We start from the raw sequence: 17,483 nt of genomic DNA, 5'->3' as shown, positions 1-17,483 counted from the left end.
CGTCAGTACGGGTCGTACGGGCCGTCGTGGCCGAACAGCCGCGCGACCGGCCGCAGCCTCAGGCGGAGCAGAACCTTGATCCACACGTTGCGGACGAACCAGGGCATCTCGGCGAGCACTCGCCTGCGATCAGCCCGGCCCGGCCGCGTCAACCGGAAGCGTGCGAGGGAGCCCGCTCGGTCCACGTACACGTATCGGTTGCCGCACAACACCTTGGCGATGATGCCGCAGGTGACCCCGATGGACGAGAACGCGTCGTGGACCAGAATCTCGCCGTCGGGAACGAGGTTCTCCGACCACAGCATGTCGTCGGTGAAGGTCCAGTAGTCGTGCTTGCCGTCGATGTACAGCAGGTGGACGCGTTCGTTCCACTGCTTGCGCAACTTGGTGCTGTACTCGTCTTCGAGCCGCACGACGTCGTTCAGGCCCGCTCGGGCGAGGTTCTTCTCGAAGCTGACGCGCGTGGGAGTGCCGCCGAAGAGCCGGCCCTCGACGAACGGGTCGACCGCCACCACCGTCGCGCCGACGGACCTGGCCGCGAGGCCCAGCACGGTGGTGGACCGTCCCTGGTGGCTGCCGATCTCCACGATCCGCGCGCCGGGACCGAGCCGCAGCGCGGCTCTCCACAACATGGTGGCCTGGTCGACTGTCAACCAGCCGGGGACCTGGTCGCCCAGCTTCCACGCTTGCTCGAACGCCGTCGGAGAAACCATTGCCACCTGCCTGACTACGCCCCAGACCGATCGTGGTGGCTCAAGATAGCGATAGTCGCCCCGGAGCACTACCCGGTGGTAACTTCCTGCGCCATCGAGAGCCTGAAGATCGCACACCGGAACCCGACCACGTGGGTGCTCGTCGCACTCACGGTGCTGTCGTTCGCCCAGCGGTTCGGAACCGCCACGTTCGACACGAAACTCGACCTGGCCGTCAACCCGGTCGGCTTCCTGGGCAGGGCACTGCACCTGTGGAACCCGGCGGCGACGGCGGGCGAGCTGCAGAACCAGGCGTACGGCTACTTCTTCCCGATGGGGCCGTTCTTCGCGGCCGGCCAGATCCTCGGCATACCCGCGTGGGTGACCCAACGGCTCTGGTGCGCGCTCCTGCTCTGCCTCGCGTTCTACGGGGTGCTCAGGCTCGCCCGCGCGCTCGGTATCGGCCACGAGCCGACGAGGTACGCCGGTGCGCTGGCCTATGCGCTGGCTCCTCGGGTGCTGACCGAGATCGGGCCGCTGTCGTCGGAGATGCTGCCCGCCGTGATGTTGCCGTGGGTGCTGCTGCCTCTGGTGCTGGCGGACCGGATCGGGTCACCACGCCGGGCCGCCGCCCTGTCGGCGCTCGCGGTGCTGGGGATGGGCGGCATCAACGGCGCGATGGTCGTGATGGCGCTGGTCCTTCCGGGGATCTGGCTGCTGACGCGCAGGTGGAACCGCGCGCACGTGAAGCTGGTGCTGTGGTGGTCCGGCTGCGTCATCGCGGTCGCGTTGTGGTGGATCCTCCCGCTGCTGCTACTGGGGCGGTACAGCCTGCCGTTCCTCGACTACATCGAGTCGGCGGCGAACACCACCGCGCCCATGTCGTTGTTCCAGGTGCTGCGCGGGACGAACCAGTGGGTCGCTTACGTGCTCCAAGGCGAACCGTGGTGGCCCAACGGTTTCATCCTGGTCGACAACCCCGTGCTGATGGCGGGCACCGCGCTGGTGGCGCTGGTCGGCCTCGTCGGACTGGCCCGGCTCGGGTTGCCGGAACGCCGCTTCCTGGTGCTGGGAACGCTGGCCGGGCTGACGCTGCTGACCGTCGGGTACGTCGGCTCGCTCGACTCGCCGCTCGCCGAGACCGTCCGCGGACTCCTGGACGGGCCGCTCGCGCCCCTGCGCAACGTGCACAAGTTCGAGCCCGTGCTGCGGCTGTGCCTGATCCTCGGGTTCGTCCACGGCCTGCACCTGGCCCGGCCGGTCGGTCTGAAAGCCGCTTCCGAGCACTGGCGGCCACACGCTCGCACCGGCGTGGCGTTGCTGCTGATCGCGGTCGTGGCGGCACCCGCCTGGCTGCTGACCCTGCGGCCCGGCCCGGGGTGGTCGGACGTGCCGGCCCACTGGCGCGAGGCGGCGGGATGGCTCGCGGAACAGGACGGCAGGGCGAGGACGTTGTTGTTGCCCGCCAACGGTTTCGGTCAGTACACCTGGGGCAGGACCGTGGACGAGCCGATGCAGTCGCTCGCGGAGTCTCCGTGGGCGGTGCGCAACCAGGTGCCGCTCGGGTCCGAGGGCAACACCCGGTTCATGGACGCCGTCAACGACGCGCTCGCGGACGGGCGCGGCTCGGCGGGACTGGCGGACTTCCTCGCTCGCGGAGGATATCGGTTCCTGCTGCTGCGCAACGACATCGAGCGTGAACAGACGGACGCACCGCCTCTCGCCGTGCTGCGTCAGGCGCTCCAGGGATCACCCGGCATCGAGCGCGTCGCCCAGTTCGGGCCCGAGGTGCGGATGAGCGACCAGCGGCTCGTCAGCTCGGTCGACGCCGCCGCGACCGGGAACGCGCTGGAGATCTTCGAGGTGAAGCGGCCGATCCAGGTCGTCACCGCCGTCACCGACGCGGACGTGCCGACGGTGAGCGGTGGACCGGAGTCGTTGCTGCCGTTGCTGTCCCAGGGACTCGTCAAGGTGGACCAGCCCGTCGTCCTCGCGGGTGACGCCGAAGGGCGGACCGGGGCACTGCTCGTCACCGACGGCCTCAGGCGCAAGGAACGCAACGTCGGCAGGGTGTCCGACAACCTCAGCCAGACGATGTCCGCGGACGAGGAGTCAAGACAGGGACGCGTCGCGCTGGACGTGTCGCCGTTCCAGGACGCCAAGGATCATCAAACCGTCGCCGAGTACCGCGGCATCCGGGCCGTGCGGGCGTCCACGTCGACCGCGTACGCCGACGCGGCAGGGGCGATCGACCCGGCGAACTCGCCGTTCGCGGCGGTGGACGGCGACGGCGGGTCCGCGTGGCACTCGTCGAGCTTCACCGGACCCGTCGGGCAGTGGCTGGAGATCGACCTCGACACCCCGCGCTCGGTCGGCGAAGTGACGCTCGACCTGGTCGACGACCTGCGGGTGGGCTGGACGGTCACGCGGATCAGGCTCACCACGGACGCGGGGGAGAGCGAGCACGACGTCCCTTCCTCCGGCGGCGCGCACGCCTACCCCGTCCGCCCCGGTCTCACCGGCAGCGTGCGCCTCACGATCCTCGGTGTCGCCGCCGACAGGCAGGACGGCAACGTCGGCGTCAAGGAGCTGAGCGTGCCGGGCATGACGGCGCAGCGAGCGCTGCGCGTGCCAGGCGACCAGGACGCGGCCAGGCCGGGTTTCTCGTTCACCCGCGGCAGCCAGTCGCGTCCGGCCTGCTACCGGACCGACGGCACAGTGCGATGCGACTCGTCGCTGTCCCGGTTCGGTGAGGAGGTCAACGGGCTCACGCGGCTGTTCCGCACCTCGGCCGACGGGAAGTTCGTGGTGAACGCCACCGTCGTGCCCTCCGCCGGCGGGAAGAACCCGGTGACGCCGGAGGGCCTGACGATCACGGGGTCGACCTCGCTCGCGGGCGACGTCGCGGCGAGCCCGTTGTCCGCTGTGGACGGTGATCCGGGCACGTCCTGGGTGCCGGACGTGACGGACCTGCGGCCGACGTTGACGTTGACCTGGAAGGGAAAACGCACTCTGTCGAAGTTCGGCATCGAGGGCGCGCGAGGATCCAGAACACCCGTCGAGCTGGAGGTGCGCACCGACGCGGGCACCGAGGTCGTGCGTGTCGGCGCGGACGGCCTCGTCACGATCAAACCGGCGGACACCGAGAAGCTCGAACTCGTCGTGCGCGAGTCGGGCGGCTTGGGGCCCGCCGAGATCGGTGAGCTCCGGGTGCCCGCGCTCGATGGCGTGCTGAAGCCGGTGCCCGCGACGACCCCGTTCACCGTGCCGTGCGGCCGGGGTCCGGTCATCGACGTCGACGGGAAGAAGATCAACAGCTCGGTGTCCGGCGTGCTCGGTGACGTCATGGCCAACCGCCCGTTGAAGGCGGTGCTGTGCGACGACGACCTGGCGACCGCTCTGGAGCTGCCGGCCGGTGACCACGTGCTCACCACGTCGCGATCCGACTCGTTCGTGGTGCAGGACGTCTCCGTGACCCACGTCGAACTCCCGAAACCCGTTGCGACGCATCGAGAAGTCACCATCGGCGTCTGGGACGCCACCGAACGGCAGGTCACCGTCGCGCCGGGAGCCCGGGCACTGCTCGTGGTGTCCGAGAACGCCAACGAAGGCTGGTCGGCAACCCTGAACGGGCAGGCGTTGGAGAAGGTCCGCGTCGACGGCTGGCTGCAGGCGTACGTCCTGCCCGAGGGCGACGGCGGCGTGGTCGCGCTGGAGTTCGGCCCGGACGCCCGGTACCGGACGGGCCTGCTGGCAGGCGCGCTGGGAGTGCTGGCGGTCCTCCTGCTCGCCGCGATCCCCGTGCGGCGGAAAGTGACGTTCGTGGCGCCGTCACGGAGTCGTTGGCTGATGGTCACGATGCTCGTGCTGCTGGCCGTCCTCGGTGGCATGCTGCCGGTCGTGGCGGTGATCGCGTGCCTGCTCGCGCGTGAGTTCTGGACGGCGGCGCCGAAGGTGATCGCGTTGGGCGGGATGGCCCTGGGATCGGGTGTCGCGGTGCTCGGCCGGATTCTCGGCCACGGGCAGGAGTGGGCCTACGTCCCGTTGGTGCAGGCCGCGTTGCTGGTGGCGGTCTCGGCGGTGGTCGCGGCCTCGTTCGGCCCGTTCGGCCCGCGTCAAGATCCTGTCGCGCCGTGACGAGGCCGGTCGCGCGCCTCGATGAAGATGCCCGCGACCACCAGCCCGGCCGTGGCGAGCAGTGCGCCGGTCACGGCCTGACCGACCGAGCCGTTGAGCCACGAGGTGATCAGTGCGACCTCGACGACCACCGCGATCCACACCGTGACGGTGGACCGCCGGTCGCCGCTCGCGATCCGGGAGAACAGCAGCAGCTGCGCCAGCGCCAGGCAGGAACCCGTGAGAGCGAACTGCCACAACGGAATCGCGTCGCCGTGGTAGTTCACGCCACCGATCAGCGACACGCCCAGCGGCCCGAACAGCGCACAGCCCACGATCACGAACGCGTCGAGGCCCGCGCACACCGCCAAGGCCTTCGGCAGCATGCGGCGGCGGTCGTCCGCGTCGGCCATGCGGGGCAGCACGAGCACGCCCACCGCCTGCGGCAGCCAGTACGCGATCTTCGTGACGACTGCTCCCACCGCGTAGCCGCCCGCCTGGTCGGCGAGCTGGTGCCGCGCGAGCACGAGGTCGAGGTTCACCAGCAGCACCAGCGCCAGCATGGCCTGGGACGCGTGCATCACCTCGGCCGCGCCGGCGGGCCGCGCCGGACGAGGACTGCCGCACAGCCTCCACCCGGTCAGCACGACCAGGAACGAACCGATGGCCGTGCCCGCCAGCACCGAGGTCGACGAGGGGGAGAGCCACAGCCCGATCACGCCGCCGCCGACCTTGCCGAGTCCTTCCAGGCACACCAGCAACGCCAGCGCGCCGAACCGGTGCGTTCCCTGGAGGAGACCGTGCAGGACACCGAGAACGGTGAGCGGCGCCAGGGACAGCGCCAGCCACACGACCGGCCACGGGTCGTTCAGGTGCAGCAGGCGGGCGAGCAGGGGCACCAGGGCCAGCGTCAGCACCGTCATGCCCGCGCTCACGCTCAGACCCAGCCCGAACAGGGGGCGTGGGCCGAGGCTAGTCAGGCGCAGGGCGGCGACGGTCTGCAGGCTCATCGCCGGCACCACACCGATGACCACGAGCGCGAGCAGCGCGCTGAGCTCACCGAACACCGCGGGCACCAGGGCTCGCGCGGCGGCGATGGTCAGCACGTAGCTCGCCGCGTTGGCACCCAGCAGGGCGCCGGTGATGAGCAGGGCGTCCAGGCGGGAGGTGGTCGTTGCCGGAGCGGACACGCCGGATCCTTCCGGTGGCAGGGTCTGCCGCAGGGGCTACCCGCGAGTACTACTGGCCGGTAGTTTCGGCGACTGTAGCCCCGGTGCGACCGGAGAGGGAGCAAGTGCGGCTGAACGGACTGAAGCTCTACGCCACGTGCGCGGCGCTGGCGCTGGCCGCCCTCGCGCCCGTGCTGCTGCCGGGCTACGTCCTCGTCTACGACATGGTGTTCACGCCGGAGCAGCCGGTGAACGCGGCGGCGTTCGGGCTCGGGGACGCGCTGCCGCGTGCGGTGCCGGTCGACGCCGTGGTGGCGCTGCTGACCCAGGTGGTGTCCGGCCAGCTGGTGCAGAAGGTCGCGCTGCTCGCCATCGTCTTCGCCGGCGCGCTGGGTGCCGGGCTGCTGGTGCCGACGGACAAGACGGGCGTGCGGATCGTCGCCGCCGTGGCGTACTCGTGGAACGCCTACGTTGCCGAGCGGCTCTTCATCGGCCACTGGACGCTGCTGCTGGGCTACGCGGCGCTGCCGTGGGTCGCGATGGCCGGCCTGAGGATGCGCGCCGGCGAACCGCGCGCGTGGACCGGGCTCGTGCTCGCGAGCCTGCCTGCCGTGCTCTCGGCGCCGGGCGGCGTTCTCGCGCTGGGCACGGCGCTGGCCACCGCCGGACGCCGCAAGGCGTGGCAGGTCCTTGCCCTCGGAGTGGTCCTCAACGCGCCGTGGTGGGTGCCCTCGTTGCTGCACAACGGACTCTCCGACCCGGCCGGGGTCGAGGCGTTCAGCGCGCGCGGGGAGAACTGGGGCGGGCCGGTGCTCAGCGTGCTGGGCCTGGGCGGGATCTGGAACGCCGAGGTCGTCCCGGCGAGCCGCGCCAACCCGATGCTTCCCGTGATCACGGTGCTGCTCCTCGGCGCCGCGGTCCTCGGTCTGCGCGAGCTGTCGAAACGCATGCCCGTGTGGCCGTTGGCCGGGCTCGGCGTGCTCGGGGCGGCGCTGGCCCTGATCGCGGTGCTGCCGGGTGGCGCGATGGCGCTGGAGGCGCTGATCCGGCACGTGCCCGGCGCCGGGCTGTTGCGCGACAGCCAGAAGTGGGTGGCGTGGCTCGCGCTGCCGTTCGCGATCGGGCTCGCGGCCGCGGTGGAACGACAGCGCGCGCGGCTGCTGGTGGCAGTGCTGCTGCTCGGGTTGCTGCCGGACCTCGCGTGGGGCGGGTTCGGGCGGCTTGAACCGGTCCGCTACCCGGCTGACTGGGCAGCGGTGCGGGACAAGCTCGCCGACCAGCCCGGCGACGTGGCCGTGTATCCGCTTTCGGCGTTCCGCAGGTTCGACTGGAACGACCGGCGCACCCAACTCGACCCCGCGCCGCGCTTCCTGTCGGGTACGACCGTCGTGGACGACTCGCTGTCCGTCGGCGGGCGGGTGGTGGCGGGGGAGGACCCGCGCGCGGCTCGGGTGCGCGGCGGTGACCTGAGCGGCATCGGCTGGGTGCTGGTCGAGCACGGCACGCCGGGCCGGTTGGACGAGAACCTCCTGGCACGGCTCGAGAAGGTCCACGACGGGCCCGAACTCGCGCTGTACCGGGTGCCTGGAGCAGTGCCGGATGAACCGAACGGCCCACCGGTTGCACCCGTTGTGCTGGCCTGGGTCGCGGCTGGGTCACTGATCGGCACCAGCCTGTTGTGGAGACGGTTACCGGTCGGTAGATTCGCGGCACCCCGACCTGAGGAGTAACCGTGGAACTGGTTTCGGTGCTGGTAGCGATCGTCGCCGGGGCCGCGCTCGCTGGAGGGGTCGGCGTCATCGTCGTCTCGGAGAACCACCCGGACAAGGTGGTCGAGCAGCGCATCGAACAGGGACAGAAGGCCGAGGAGCCCGTGGTCCTCGACTACGGCTCTCGCTGACCGGGTGACCGTGGCTCGCTAAGGGACCCTGCGGCCTCCTGGAGGATCCTGCGCGAAGCTCGGGACCCCGCGCGGATGCCCTGTGCCTGAGTGGAGTTCCCGAACCTCGGCCCGGCCGCGCTGGTGCTCCGTCCGTCCGGTTGGGACGGTGCGCGGACCTGGTTCGCCGATGGTCACTGCCGCGCGGGCGATCCGCTGGTGCGGGTCGCGCTCGTCGGCGACTCGCTGATGATCGCCGCCCACCACGGTGCGACCGGCGCGGCGTACCGGCGGGAAATGCGCGCATGCCAGCCACACACCCGGGCCTTGACCCCCGGACCCGGCCCGAGGCGACACAGGGCACCGGTGCCTCGGTCGTGGTCCCGCGCCCGCCGCAGGTCTTGGCCACCGCTCGATGTTCGGTGACCTATGGGCGAGGCGGGGGTCGCCACCCCGTCACTCAGGCTGAACAGCTGTGCCACCACCGCCACAGGTGCTGGACACCACTCTCGGCGTTTTGGTCGTGACACTGTCGAAAATGTGCACGGTCACTGATTCGGTCAACCAGCCGTTGCTTGCGATGTACCAGTTCCCGGCCGCATCGGTGTAGAACTCGCCGTAGTGTGCCGAACTGGCGCGAGTGATCCACACGTCGATCTTGCGGTTCGGCGGGTATCCCGATCCCCATACCTTGGTGACCGAATGGGGAATGCTGCTGGCGGCTGCGGCACCGGGGTTCCCCAGCGCCCACAACCCGTTGGCGCAGTGGGGGATGCGACTGCCGGCGTCCCGGCTCGGCAGCACCCTCCTCGTGTCGAACCTCGGCGTCGTCGAGGGGATTTCAGCACCCGGCGCCTCTTTCCCGCGGCGAGCGGCCGGTCGGGCGTCGCGTTCGGCGTGGTGACGACAGGGGAGGTCACCACGGTCACGGTGCGCGTGCGGCGCAGGAACTTCGACGCGGCCGCCGCCGCGGAGCTACTCGACCTGCTGTGCGACGCGGTGTTCACCAGCCACTTGGCGCGAAGGTAGCCGCAGGGCGCTGTGCACGGCGTTCTCGAACGCGTCGAGGCTCTCCGCCCAGCTGAACTGCTGGGCACGTTCCCTGCCCGCCGCACCCATCGCCTTGCGCAGCGGACGGTCCCGCAGCAGCGTTTCCGTGTGCCGCACGAAGTCGTCGAAGTCGTCGGCGAGCAGGCCCGTGCTGTGCTCCACGATCGCCTCGGCCACGCCGCCCGCTGAGCGGTACGCGACCGTGGGCACGCCGTGCGAGGCGGCTTCCATGATCACGATGCCCCAGCCCTCCTTGACGGACGGGCACACGTGCACCCACGCCCCGGCAAGGATCTCGTGCTTGGTCTGCTCGTCGACCCAGCCGTGGATGACGACGCTGTCCTGGACCCCGCGGTCGATTGCGTGCTGCCGCAGCACGTCCTTCCACGGGCCCTCGCCGACGAGTTCCAGCCGCAGGTCCGGCCACTTCGGACGGAGCCGCGCGACGAGGTCGATCGCGTGCTCCAGGCGCTTGTGCGGGACCAGCCGGGACACCGCGACGAGGACGGGGGCCTCGGTGCGGCGCGCGGTGACCACGGGCGGCGCGTCCAGGCCGTTCGGCACGACGACCGTGCTGCGCAGCTCGACGCCCAGCTGACCCAGCTCGTCCCGCGTCACGTTGGACACCGTGATGTAGCGGCACTTCCGGTACAGCCGGGGCGCCAGCCACGACTCGATCCACCAGCCGATCGAGCCGAAGAACGGGCCCAGCGCGCTGTGCCACTGCTCGCGGTGCACGTGGTGCACCAGCACCAGGACGGGGCAGCGCGCGACCAGGCGGCTGAAGAAGGGCATGCCGTTCTGCACGTCCACGATGACGTCCGCGTCGGAGCGCAGGATCGCCAGCAGGGCGTACAGGTAGACGGTGAACTTGTTGCCGCGCCTGCGGAAGCGGACGCCCGCCACCCAGTCGCCGGACGGAGCGCGGGCGTGGCCGGCGCACTGGATCGAGACCCGGTAGCCGAGCTGGGCCAGCCCTTCCGCGATGCGTTCGACGTAGCGTTCGGAACCGCCGCCCTCGGGGTGTCTGGTGTCGCGCCAATTCACCAGCAAAATGCTCGGCCGGTAATCGCGACAACGCGACATCTGCCTCTCCCGATGCTAGGTTACTGTCAAGTAGCCATGGTAGACGGAATGCGGGAGATGGCAATGGTCGAGATCGGTTCAGTTTCGGCCCGGGAAAGTTCGCACAGGCCGACGTTGACGCGCTCTGTTCGGCTTTTTCGTGCATTTCTGAAAGAGCAGTCCGACCCCGACCACTTCTACCGCGTCCTGGCCGTCGACTCGGTCGCCCAGGTGTCGTCGTACGTGTCGCTGAGCGGCTCCGTCGTCCTCGACGTCGGCGGCGGTCCCGGCTACTTCGCCGAGGCGTTCCGCGGCGCCGGCGCCCGGTACGTGGGTCTGGACCCGGACGTCGGCGAGCTGTCCGCCCGCGGTGAGCCCGACCCCGGCATGATCCGCGCGAGCGGGACGGCGCTGCCGTTCCGCGACGGTTCGGTGGACGTCTGCTACTCCTCCAACGTCCTGGAGCACGTCGACGACCCGTGGCTGATGCTGGCCGAGATGGTGCGTGTGACCAGGCCAGGAGGCACCGTCTTCATGTCGTACACGCCGTGGTACTCACCTTGGGGCGGCCACGAGACCGCGCCGTGGCACTTCCTCGGCGGCCACTACGCACGGCGTCGTTACGAGCGCCGCAACGGCAAGCCGCCGAAGAACGCGTTCGGTACTTCCCTGTTCCCGGTGAGCGTCGGGGCGGTCCGGCGGTGGGCTCACCGCCAGACCGTCGCCGACGTGGTCGAGACGTTCCCCCGGTACCACCCGTGGTGGGCGAAGTGGATCACCCGCGTGCCGGGGGTCCGGGAGATCGCCTCGTGGAACTTCGTGATCGTGCTCAGGCGACGTGCCTAGCCCGTCGTCCGACCATGCCGAGCGCAATTCCGGCCAGCAGCAGCACCAGTCCGACGGAAAGCAGGACGACCGGTCCGGTGCTGCTGATCAAAGTCAATTTGTCGCGAGCCTCGGTGGCGCGCTCGACCGATTCTTTGACCGTTTTCTCGTTGAAGGTCAGGGTGGCGTCGAGCAACACCGTTCCTTCTTTTCCATCAGGTCCGGCGAGTACCTGCCGCTGCTGTTCGGAACCCTTGATGATGATTCCGCTCGTCGGCTCCACCCACATGGTGCGGGTGTTCTGGTAGCGGCGTTCCGCCTTGACCGAGGCCTCGGTGCTGTTCACCAGCTGGCCGGGCACCTCCTGGTCGCGGAACTTGGTCGACGGGATCTTCTGGACGAACTTGTAGACCTCGAGCCCGCTGAGTTGCTCCGTGCCCTCGTATCGGGCGGTCGACGCCTTGCGCAGGGTGGTGTCGAAGTACTCGTAGTCCTGCGGCTGCGTGTCGAACGGGAACTTGTAGTTCAGGCCCTCCTGGTGCACTGCCTTGTCTGCCGCGGTGGGGTCGCCCTCGGTGTCGGTCACGTACTGCTGGGTGCACTTCTCGAGAGCCATGTTCGTCCGCCGGTCGAGGCACACGCGGTGCTTCATCGCGGAGACGAGCTGGTTCTGGGAGTCGGTGACGACCAGACCCTGGTCCCACACCATCACGTCGCCTTCGACCTGGGCCTCCGGCAGGGTCAGGTTGCTCTCGACCTTGCGGGTGGCCGTCAGCTGGGCGTCCTTGACGACGAGTTCCTTGGGGTAGAAGACCTTCGCTGCGCCTTCCGCGACGGACTCCGTCTTCTGGTCGAGCGGCACGACAGCGAGCTCGGGGTACACGTAGAAGCGCAGGACTGCTCCGAGCGCCAGCGAGAAGATGCCCAGTCCTACCAACACGAGGCTCGCAACACGTCGCACTCGTCCTCCTTTTAGGTGTGAGAGGGACGTCACAGTGGCGTGGAAACTACCGGACAGTAACCTCTGCGCAACCCCCCGACCGGGGTGACCCAAGTCATCTTGATCGGTCCGCGTGCAGAAAGAAGCTACTCGGCCGCCGAACCGCAGAGCCGTTCGGCGGAACCCCTGCTGGCCAACGGGTAGCGGCTGAACGAACCAGCTCCTTACTCATCGGCGACGATGCCGGAGGAAGAGACACGTGGAAGAAACCCCTGTGTGCTATCCCGGAGCAGTTGAGCAGGCCCGGCTGCTCGCCCGCGGTGCGACGACCGCAGCAGAGCTCCTTGCGACGACGGAGAATCGGTTCAGCTCCTGGCGACACGTTTTCACGGATGTCGATTTGGCGGCCGCCCGGCGCAGTGCCGAGGAGGCCGATCGGCGGCTGGCGCGCGGTGAGCGCGGAAGCCTGCTTGGCCTGCCCGTCGCGGTCGAGGACTCCCTGCCACGATCGGCGTTCGACGTGCTGGCCGCGGCGGGAGCCGTCGTGATCGGCCGGACGTCGGCGGCCGAGCGGTATCGCAACCCGACGCCGGGCATCCCCGCCACGGCACTGGATCCGACGGTGTCGGGCACGGTGGTCGCCGTCGCCACCGGCGTGGTGTCCGCCGCACTGGCGCGCCGCGCCCCCGGTGCCGGCCAGGTACCGGCGGGTGGCGTCGGCGTGGTCGGCTTCGAGACCTCCGGCGGAGCCGGTGTGCTGGCGAGAACCGTGGCCGACGTGGCGCACGTCGTGCGTGCGATCGGCTGGGAGGTCGAGGCCGCGAACCGTCCACTGAGGATCGGTGTGTCGTTGCGAGGTCTCTCGGTGACCACGCGCACGCGCGCGCCCATGCGCCGAGCCGTGGAAGACGTCGCCGCGCTGTTGTCGTTGCACGTCAACGAGGTCGTGGACCACGACCCGCACCTCGCCAGCGAGTCCCGGCTCCTGCTGGCGCCGCACCTGGCCGCCGGGCCCCGTGAGCTCGAACTGCTCGACCGGTTCGTGCCTTGGCCGTTCCGCGGCATCTGCCGGTCGATGAGGGCGGCGGAGCGGGTGATGCTGAACCACATGTTCACGGGTGTCGACGTGCTCGTGACGCCCGGTCACACCGGTCCGGCCGAGACGATGTCGTTGCCCGGCGGGGTGCTGGTGCGCAACGGCGTCACGTCCCCGTTCTCCCCGCTCTGGCGGGTCAGCGGGTATCCGGCCGTGTCCGTGCGTGCGGGCTCGGACGCCGCCGGGAACCCGTTGCCGGTGACCCTGATCGCGGTGCCGAACGCGGAGGGCGCGCTGCTCGGCGTCGCCCGGATCATCGAGGAGGAACACGAGGTTCACCGGAGGCCGTAGTCGACGTTCGAGGACGACACCACGTTCTTGAGGTCGAGCTCGTCGTCCGGGTCGCTGGCGTTGGTGACGCCGTAGGTGATCGCGCCTGCCAGGCACGCACCGATCACCAGGGCCAGTGACCCGGCGACGAGACCGCGCCGGTGCAGGAGCAGCAGCACCAGCCCGATCGCGAGCAGCACGGCCCCGCAGACCCACAGGACCACGGGCAGAGCGGTGATCACGAACAGCTTCGGCAGGTTCTTCCTGACCTGGTCCACGTTCGCGGTCACCGAGGCGTTGGTCAGCCGCAGTTCCCCTGCGAACACAGGGGTTCCGGCGCCTTCGCTCTGCGTGTCGGTGCGCAGCTCCTGCCTGATGTCCTCGCGGACCGAGAGCACCGCGCCGGTGGTGGGCTCGACCAGCAACGTGCGGGTGACGCCGTAGTACTGGGTGACGTCCACGGACGGCTCCGCGCTGCCGACCAGGGAACCCGGTACCTCGAACCGGTCCAGTGCCGTCTGCGGTACCGTGTGCACGAACCGGTACACGTCAAGTCCTTGCAGCAGCTGCTCTCCAGCGAAGTGGATGTCGACCGGGCGCTTGAGAACCGTGTCGTACCAACGGTAGTCGCGTTGCTCGGTGTCGAACGGGAACACGAAGTTGAGGCCGGGCTGGAGGAGTTGCCGGCCCTCGGCGGTGATCGGCTTGCCCTGTTCGGTCTCGTAGAACTCCCCGTGACAGGGTGCGACGGCCTCACCGGTGCGGCGGTCGAGGCAGATCTTGCGCACCTCGGCGCTGAGCACGAGCTTGCCGGCGTCCTCCTTGACGATCGTCGCCCGCTTCCACACGGTGACGTCGCCGTTCTCCTTGATCTCGGGGGCAGCCAGATCACCCTCGACGTGCGTCGTAGCCGTGAGTCGGAGGTTGTGACGGATCTCCGGCGCTCCGTCGGGCGGGTAGACGACGGCGGTGACTCCTTCGCCTTCGGAGACCGAGACCGTGTCGATGTTGTGCTGCAACTTGGCCAGCAGGGGATAGGCGTGCAGTTGCAGCACGAGTCCGGTGGCGAGAGCGAAGGCACCGAGTCCGAGCAGGGCGACGACGACTGCGGTTCGCACGGGTCCTCACAGGTATTCGGTTGGCAGGGGAGGTGGTGCGTGAGCTGCGATTTCCGGTAACCGTACGTTCAGTTCTACCTCGCCGGTGAGCTAGATCACAAGGGCATACCTGAATCCCATTCGGGTTACCTGGTCACGACGGCTGAGTCACGATCACCCTTCAACTTCGTCAAGGTGACGCGGGGATCTGGTGCGCCGCCGATCGTCGTGGAGGATCGGCGCCGCAACAGTCCTGTTCAGGTCGAAGAGCTTGGGGGACGTATGAGCGTGCGCAGATGGTCGGCCGTGGCCTTCTCGATCGCGGTCCTGGCCGGAGTCGCCGGTCCGGCCGCGGCTTCTGGATCGGTGCCGACGTGGCGCCTGGTGCCGATTCCGCAGAACAAGGCCACGAGCAACCTCTGGGACGTGGCAGCCGTGGACACCAGGAACGCCTGGGCGGTCGGCCTCGAGGGCTACCACCCGGACCAGCAGTACACGACCGGTGATCCGATGATGCTGCGGTGGAACGGGATCAGGTGGTCCCGCACGTCACTCCCGGTCGTGCGGGGGCGGGTGTCGTTCGAGCGCGTGGCGGCGTCGTCCGCGAAGGACGTCTGGGTGAAGGGTTCCCTGAGGGCGAGCGACATCACCGACAACGTCAGTCTGGTGTGGCGCTACGACGGCAGGACGTGGACCGAGGTGCCGTACCCGCCAGGTGCGACGCCGAGCACGCTGACGATCCGCGATCTGTCCGTTGTGGACGGACATGCCTGGCTGGTGGGCTACCGCGGCAACACACCGGTCTTCCACGAGTGGGCCGCCGGGTCCTGGCGGGAACACCAGCCTCCCACCGAGTGCGTGAACGGCGGCGGCTTCGTCAACTTCTGCCAGATCAACGCCGTCAAGGCCTTCGCGCCCGACGACGTGTGGGCGGCGGGCAACGGCATGTGGAACGGCTACATGGGCCCACTGCTGTTCCACTGGGACGGCACGGCGTGGCGGGTCGTCGAGATCGGACTGAACCAGCAACAGGTCAGCCTCCAGTCGCTGGACGGCCTGTCCTCGAAGGACATCTGGGCGGCCGGCGACAGCGACACGGGCGGCGGCAACGTGGTCGTGCGAGGAGACGGCACCACCTGGCAGGTCGTCGGCGGCCTGAACACCCAGCGCACTCCCGGCCTCGCGGTAGGCGCGAACGGCGCCCCGTGGGTCATCGGGGGCTACCCGCAGGCGACCTTCAACACGCACGGCACCGGCGGCTGGACCGCCACGCCGGCACCGGTTCCGGCAGGCGCCTGGAGCGCGGCCTACAACTCCATCGCCGCCGTTCCCGGCACGAACAGGATGATCGCGGTCGGCTACGCGGACCTGCCAGGCACGAATCCGCTCCTGCTTCAGGCGGTGATCGCCGACTACGCGACGCGGTGAGTCAGGATCCGCCTCCGCGCACCCCGCGCGGAGGCGGGTCGCCCGTCGGTGGAAACCGAGGGGCTTTGCGCGGCCGGCGACAGTAGGGTCGGGACCGTGGAGCGAATCGCGGGATCGTTGTACGGGCTGGCTTTCGGGGACGCGCTCGGTCGGCCGACGGAGTTTCTGAGCATCGCGGACATCGATCAGGAGTTCGGTCCCGCCGGGCCGGATGATCTGGTGGGCGATCCCGCGTTGGTCACCGATGACACGCAGATGGCGCTTGCCGTCGCGTGGGCGCTGCACGGCGTCGACCGGTACACCGCCGATGAGCTTGAGCCGCGCTTGCGGGAGCGGTTCGTCGCTTGGGCGCACAGCCCGGAGAACGATCGCGCGCCGGGGATGACGTGTCTGCGCGCGTGCGGCGGACTGGCGGAGGGCACGCCGTGGGTGGAGGCGACCATCGCGGGTTCCAAGGGATGCGGCGCGAACATGCGCGTGACGCCGGTGGGCCTGGTGCCCGGACTCGACCTCGATCTGCTCGCCGGGGTGTCCCAACTCCAGGCCGCGATGACCCACGGCCATCCCACGGCGCTGGCCGCGTCCGAACTCACCGCCTACGCGACGCGATTGCTGGTCGACGGCGCCGAACTGCCCGACCTGCCCGCCGCGCTGCTGGCCCGCTGCGCGGAACGGCGTTCGATCTACCTGGAGGAGTGGCTCGGATCCCTGTGGCAGATGCCGGGCGCGACCACGCCCGCCGACTACATCGCCCGCGGCTGGGACGAGTGCGCGGTGGTCCTCGATCGACTGGTGGCCGCCCTCGCTCAGCCTGACGACGGCCTGGACGCGTGCCTCGCGACCGGCGAGGGCTGGATCGCCGAGGAGGCGCTGGCGACCGGTCTGTACAGCGCGGTCCGCCACGCCGACGACCCGGTGCGTTGCCTGGTACGGGCCGCACGGACCAGCGGCGACTCCGACTCGATCGCCGCGCTCGCCGGAGCGTTCGCAGGCGCCGCACACGGTCTGGCCGCTTGGCCGGCGGACTGGGTCGCACGCATCGAGTACGCGGACCAGTTGGCCGCCTTGACTTCCGGACCGCCGGCGTGAGCGGACGACGCTAGGTTCCTTGTCGACTGTGGAGCCAATGGCGCCACGTGTTCCGTGTCGACATGGCGCGCCAAAGTTCTTTGAGGTACCAGAAGCATTTCACGACCGTCCGCACACGGCACCCTGATGTCGGGATTCGCTGCCGTGCCAGGATTTCCTCATGGACCTAGACGTTTTCGTACCAGAGCTCATCCGGCGGAACTGGGCTTGGGCGGATCTCAACTCACCGTGCGGCGCCCTGCCACAATGGATCGAGCGCGCGGGCGACCTGGTGGCAGACGGGGAGATCGTCTGGTCCACGCCGGACGACGCGCCCTTCGGCGAGGCAGCCCACGAGGTTCCGCCGGGGACCTATCCCGTCTTCATCGGGACGGACGGCTACAGCGCGGACGACGGGCGGACGCGGTACGACGTGCGCGTGGTGTTCATCGCACTGGCCGGACCCGAGAAGCTCGCCGCGGCCACGTGGCGGCACGACCAGGCGGGCCTCATGACCGTCGAGAACTACACCTGGCTTGCCAGTGCCAAGGCCAACGAGTTCGTCACGGGGGAGACCTTCGCCCGGCTCAAGGACGCGGTGCTGTCGGCCGAGAGCGTTCACCGGAGAGGGCCTTGGCCCAACGAGGTCGTCGATCCGGACTCCGGGCTCAACGTGTTGCTGTTCCCGTCGTACGACGGCGGCTCGGGCATCTCGTGCATCGAGCTGGTGGACGAGGATGAACTCGTCGGCCTGCTCCACTTCAGCTACGGGATCTGACAGCAATCCC

General features: G+C 69.6%; 14 protein-coding genes. 9 read left to right on the top strand and 5 right to left on the bottom strand.

The window, feature by feature from the left end; translation table 11 throughout:
* Positions 1 to 2: 2 nt before the first annotated feature.
* Complete coding sequence (locus BM417_RS06985) at positions 3 to 713, bottom strand: class I SAM-dependent methyltransferase (RefSeq protein WP_245821749.1); 711 nt, start codon at positions 711 to 713, stop codon at positions 3 to 5.
* A gap of 75 nt (positions 714 to 788) precedes the next feature.
* Here BM417_RS06985 and BM417_RS06980 point away from each other — a divergent pair, with 75 nt between their 5' ends.
* Positions 789 to 4,829, top strand: a complete 4,041-nt coding sequence (locus BM417_RS06980) for an alpha-(1->3)-arabinofuranosyltransferase (RefSeq protein ID WP_245821748.1) — start codon at positions 789 to 791, stop codon at positions 4,827 to 4,829.
* On the opposite strand, the gene BM417_RS06975 is transcribed toward BM417_RS06980, so the two are convergent.
* Complete coding sequence (locus tag BM417_RS06975) at positions 4,808 to 5,998, bottom strand: lipopolysaccharide biosynthesis protein (RefSeq protein WP_093588951.1); 1,191 nt, start codon at positions 5,996 to 5,998, stop codon at positions 4,808 to 4,810. The two genes, BM417_RS06980 and BM417_RS06975, sit on opposite strands and share 22 nt — an antisense overlap.
* A 104-nt stretch (positions 5,999 to 6,102) precedes the next feature.
* On the opposite strand from BM417_RS06975, the gene BM417_RS06970 reads away from it, so the two are divergent.
* From BM417_RS06970 to BM417_RS46670, 3 genes are all read left to right on the top strand, one after another.
* Positions 6,103 to 7,707: a hypothetical protein gene (locus BM417_RS06970; RefSeq protein ID WP_093588949.1), complete on the top strand. Its 1,605-nt coding sequence runs from the start codon at positions 6,103 to 6,105 to the stop codon at positions 7,705 to 7,707.
* Between the two features lie 2 nt (positions 7,708 to 7,709).
* Positions 7,710 to 7,877 (top strand): hypothetical protein, encoded by a 168-nt coding sequence (locus tag BM417_RS47640; protein WP_177320324.1) that lies wholly within the window; start codon positions 7,710 to 7,712, stop codon positions 7,875 to 7,877.
* 673 nt (positions 7,878 to 8,550) lie between these two features.
* Positions 8,551 to 8,760 carry a hypothetical protein gene (locus tag BM417_RS46670; RefSeq protein WP_143138544.1) on the top strand — a complete coding sequence of 70 codons (210 nt, stop codon included), beginning with the start codon at positions 8,551 to 8,553 and terminating at the stop codon, positions 8,758 to 8,760.
* 71 nt (positions 8,761 to 8,831) lie between these two features.
* Here BM417_RS46670 and BM417_RS06965 read toward each other — a convergent pair whose 3' ends face one another.
* Positions 8,832 to 9,953 carry a glycosyltransferase family 4 protein gene (locus BM417_RS06965; RefSeq protein ID WP_245821747.1) on the bottom strand — a complete coding sequence of 374 codons (1,122 nt, stop codon included), beginning with the start codon at positions 9,951 to 9,953 and terminating at the stop codon, positions 8,832 to 8,834.
* A 153-nt stretch (positions 9,954 to 10,106) separates the two neighbouring features.
* On the opposite strand from BM417_RS06965, the gene BM417_RS06960 reads away from it, so the two are divergent.
* Positions 10,107 to 10,817, top strand: a complete 711-nt coding sequence (locus BM417_RS06960; protein ID WP_245821746.1) for a class I SAM-dependent methyltransferase — start codon at positions 10,107 to 10,109, stop codon at positions 10,815 to 10,817.
* Here the strand turns inward: BM417_RS06960 and BM417_RS06955 are convergent.
* Positions 10,801 to 11,757, bottom strand: coding sequence for a DUF3068 domain-containing protein (locus BM417_RS06955; RefSeq protein WP_177320323.1), 957 nt, complete (start codon positions 11,755 to 11,757; stop codon positions 10,801 to 10,803). The genes BM417_RS06960 and BM417_RS06955 overlap by 17 nt on opposite strands.
* Positions 11,758 to 12,136: 379 nt before the next feature.
* On the opposite strand from BM417_RS06955, the gene BM417_RS06950 reads away from it, so the two are divergent.
* The gene (locus BM417_RS06950) at positions 12,137 to 13,123 is read left to right on the top strand and encodes an amidase family protein (protein WP_093588943.1); all 987 of its coding nucleotides are present in this window, start codon (positions 12,137 to 12,139) and stop codon (positions 13,121 to 13,123) included.
* Here the strand turns inward: BM417_RS06950 and BM417_RS06945 are convergent.
* Complete coding sequence (locus tag BM417_RS06945; protein ID WP_093588941.1) at positions 13,108 to 14,220, bottom strand: DUF3068 domain-containing protein; 1,113 nt, start codon at positions 14,218 to 14,220, stop codon at positions 13,108 to 13,110. The genes BM417_RS06950 and BM417_RS06945 overlap by 16 nt on opposite strands.
* Before the next feature lie 261 nt (positions 14,221 to 14,481).
* Between BM417_RS06945 and BM417_RS06940 the strand changes: the two genes are divergently transcribed.
* From BM417_RS06940 to BM417_RS06930, 3 genes are all read left to right on the top strand, one after another.
* Positions 14,482 to 15,627, top strand: coding sequence for a hypothetical protein (locus BM417_RS06940; protein WP_093588939.1), 1,146 nt, complete (start codon positions 14,482 to 14,484; stop codon positions 15,625 to 15,627).
* Positions 15,628 to 15,723: 96 nt separating this feature from the next.
* Positions 15,724 to 16,716, top strand: a complete 993-nt coding sequence (locus tag BM417_RS06935) for an ADP-ribosylglycohydrolase family protein (protein WP_218164373.1) — start codon at positions 15,724 to 15,726, stop codon at positions 16,714 to 16,716.
* 160 nt (positions 16,717 to 16,876) lie between these two features.
* The gene (locus BM417_RS06930; RefSeq protein WP_093588937.1) at positions 16,877 to 17,473 is read left to right on the top strand and encodes a hypothetical protein; all 597 of its coding nucleotides are present in this window, start codon (positions 16,877 to 16,879) and stop codon (positions 17,471 to 17,473) included.
* Positions 17,474 to 17,483 lie beyond the last annotated feature (10 nt).

Origin of the sequence: Lentzea waywayandensis, assembly GCF_900115955.1 — a bacterium.
Taxonomy (GTDB): Bacteria; Actinomycetota; Actinomycetes; order Mycobacteriales; family Pseudonocardiaceae; genus Lentzea; species Lentzea waywayandensis.
Note: the sequence above shows the minus strand (reverse complement) of the source record. Positions and strands in the feature narration are given on the sequence as shown.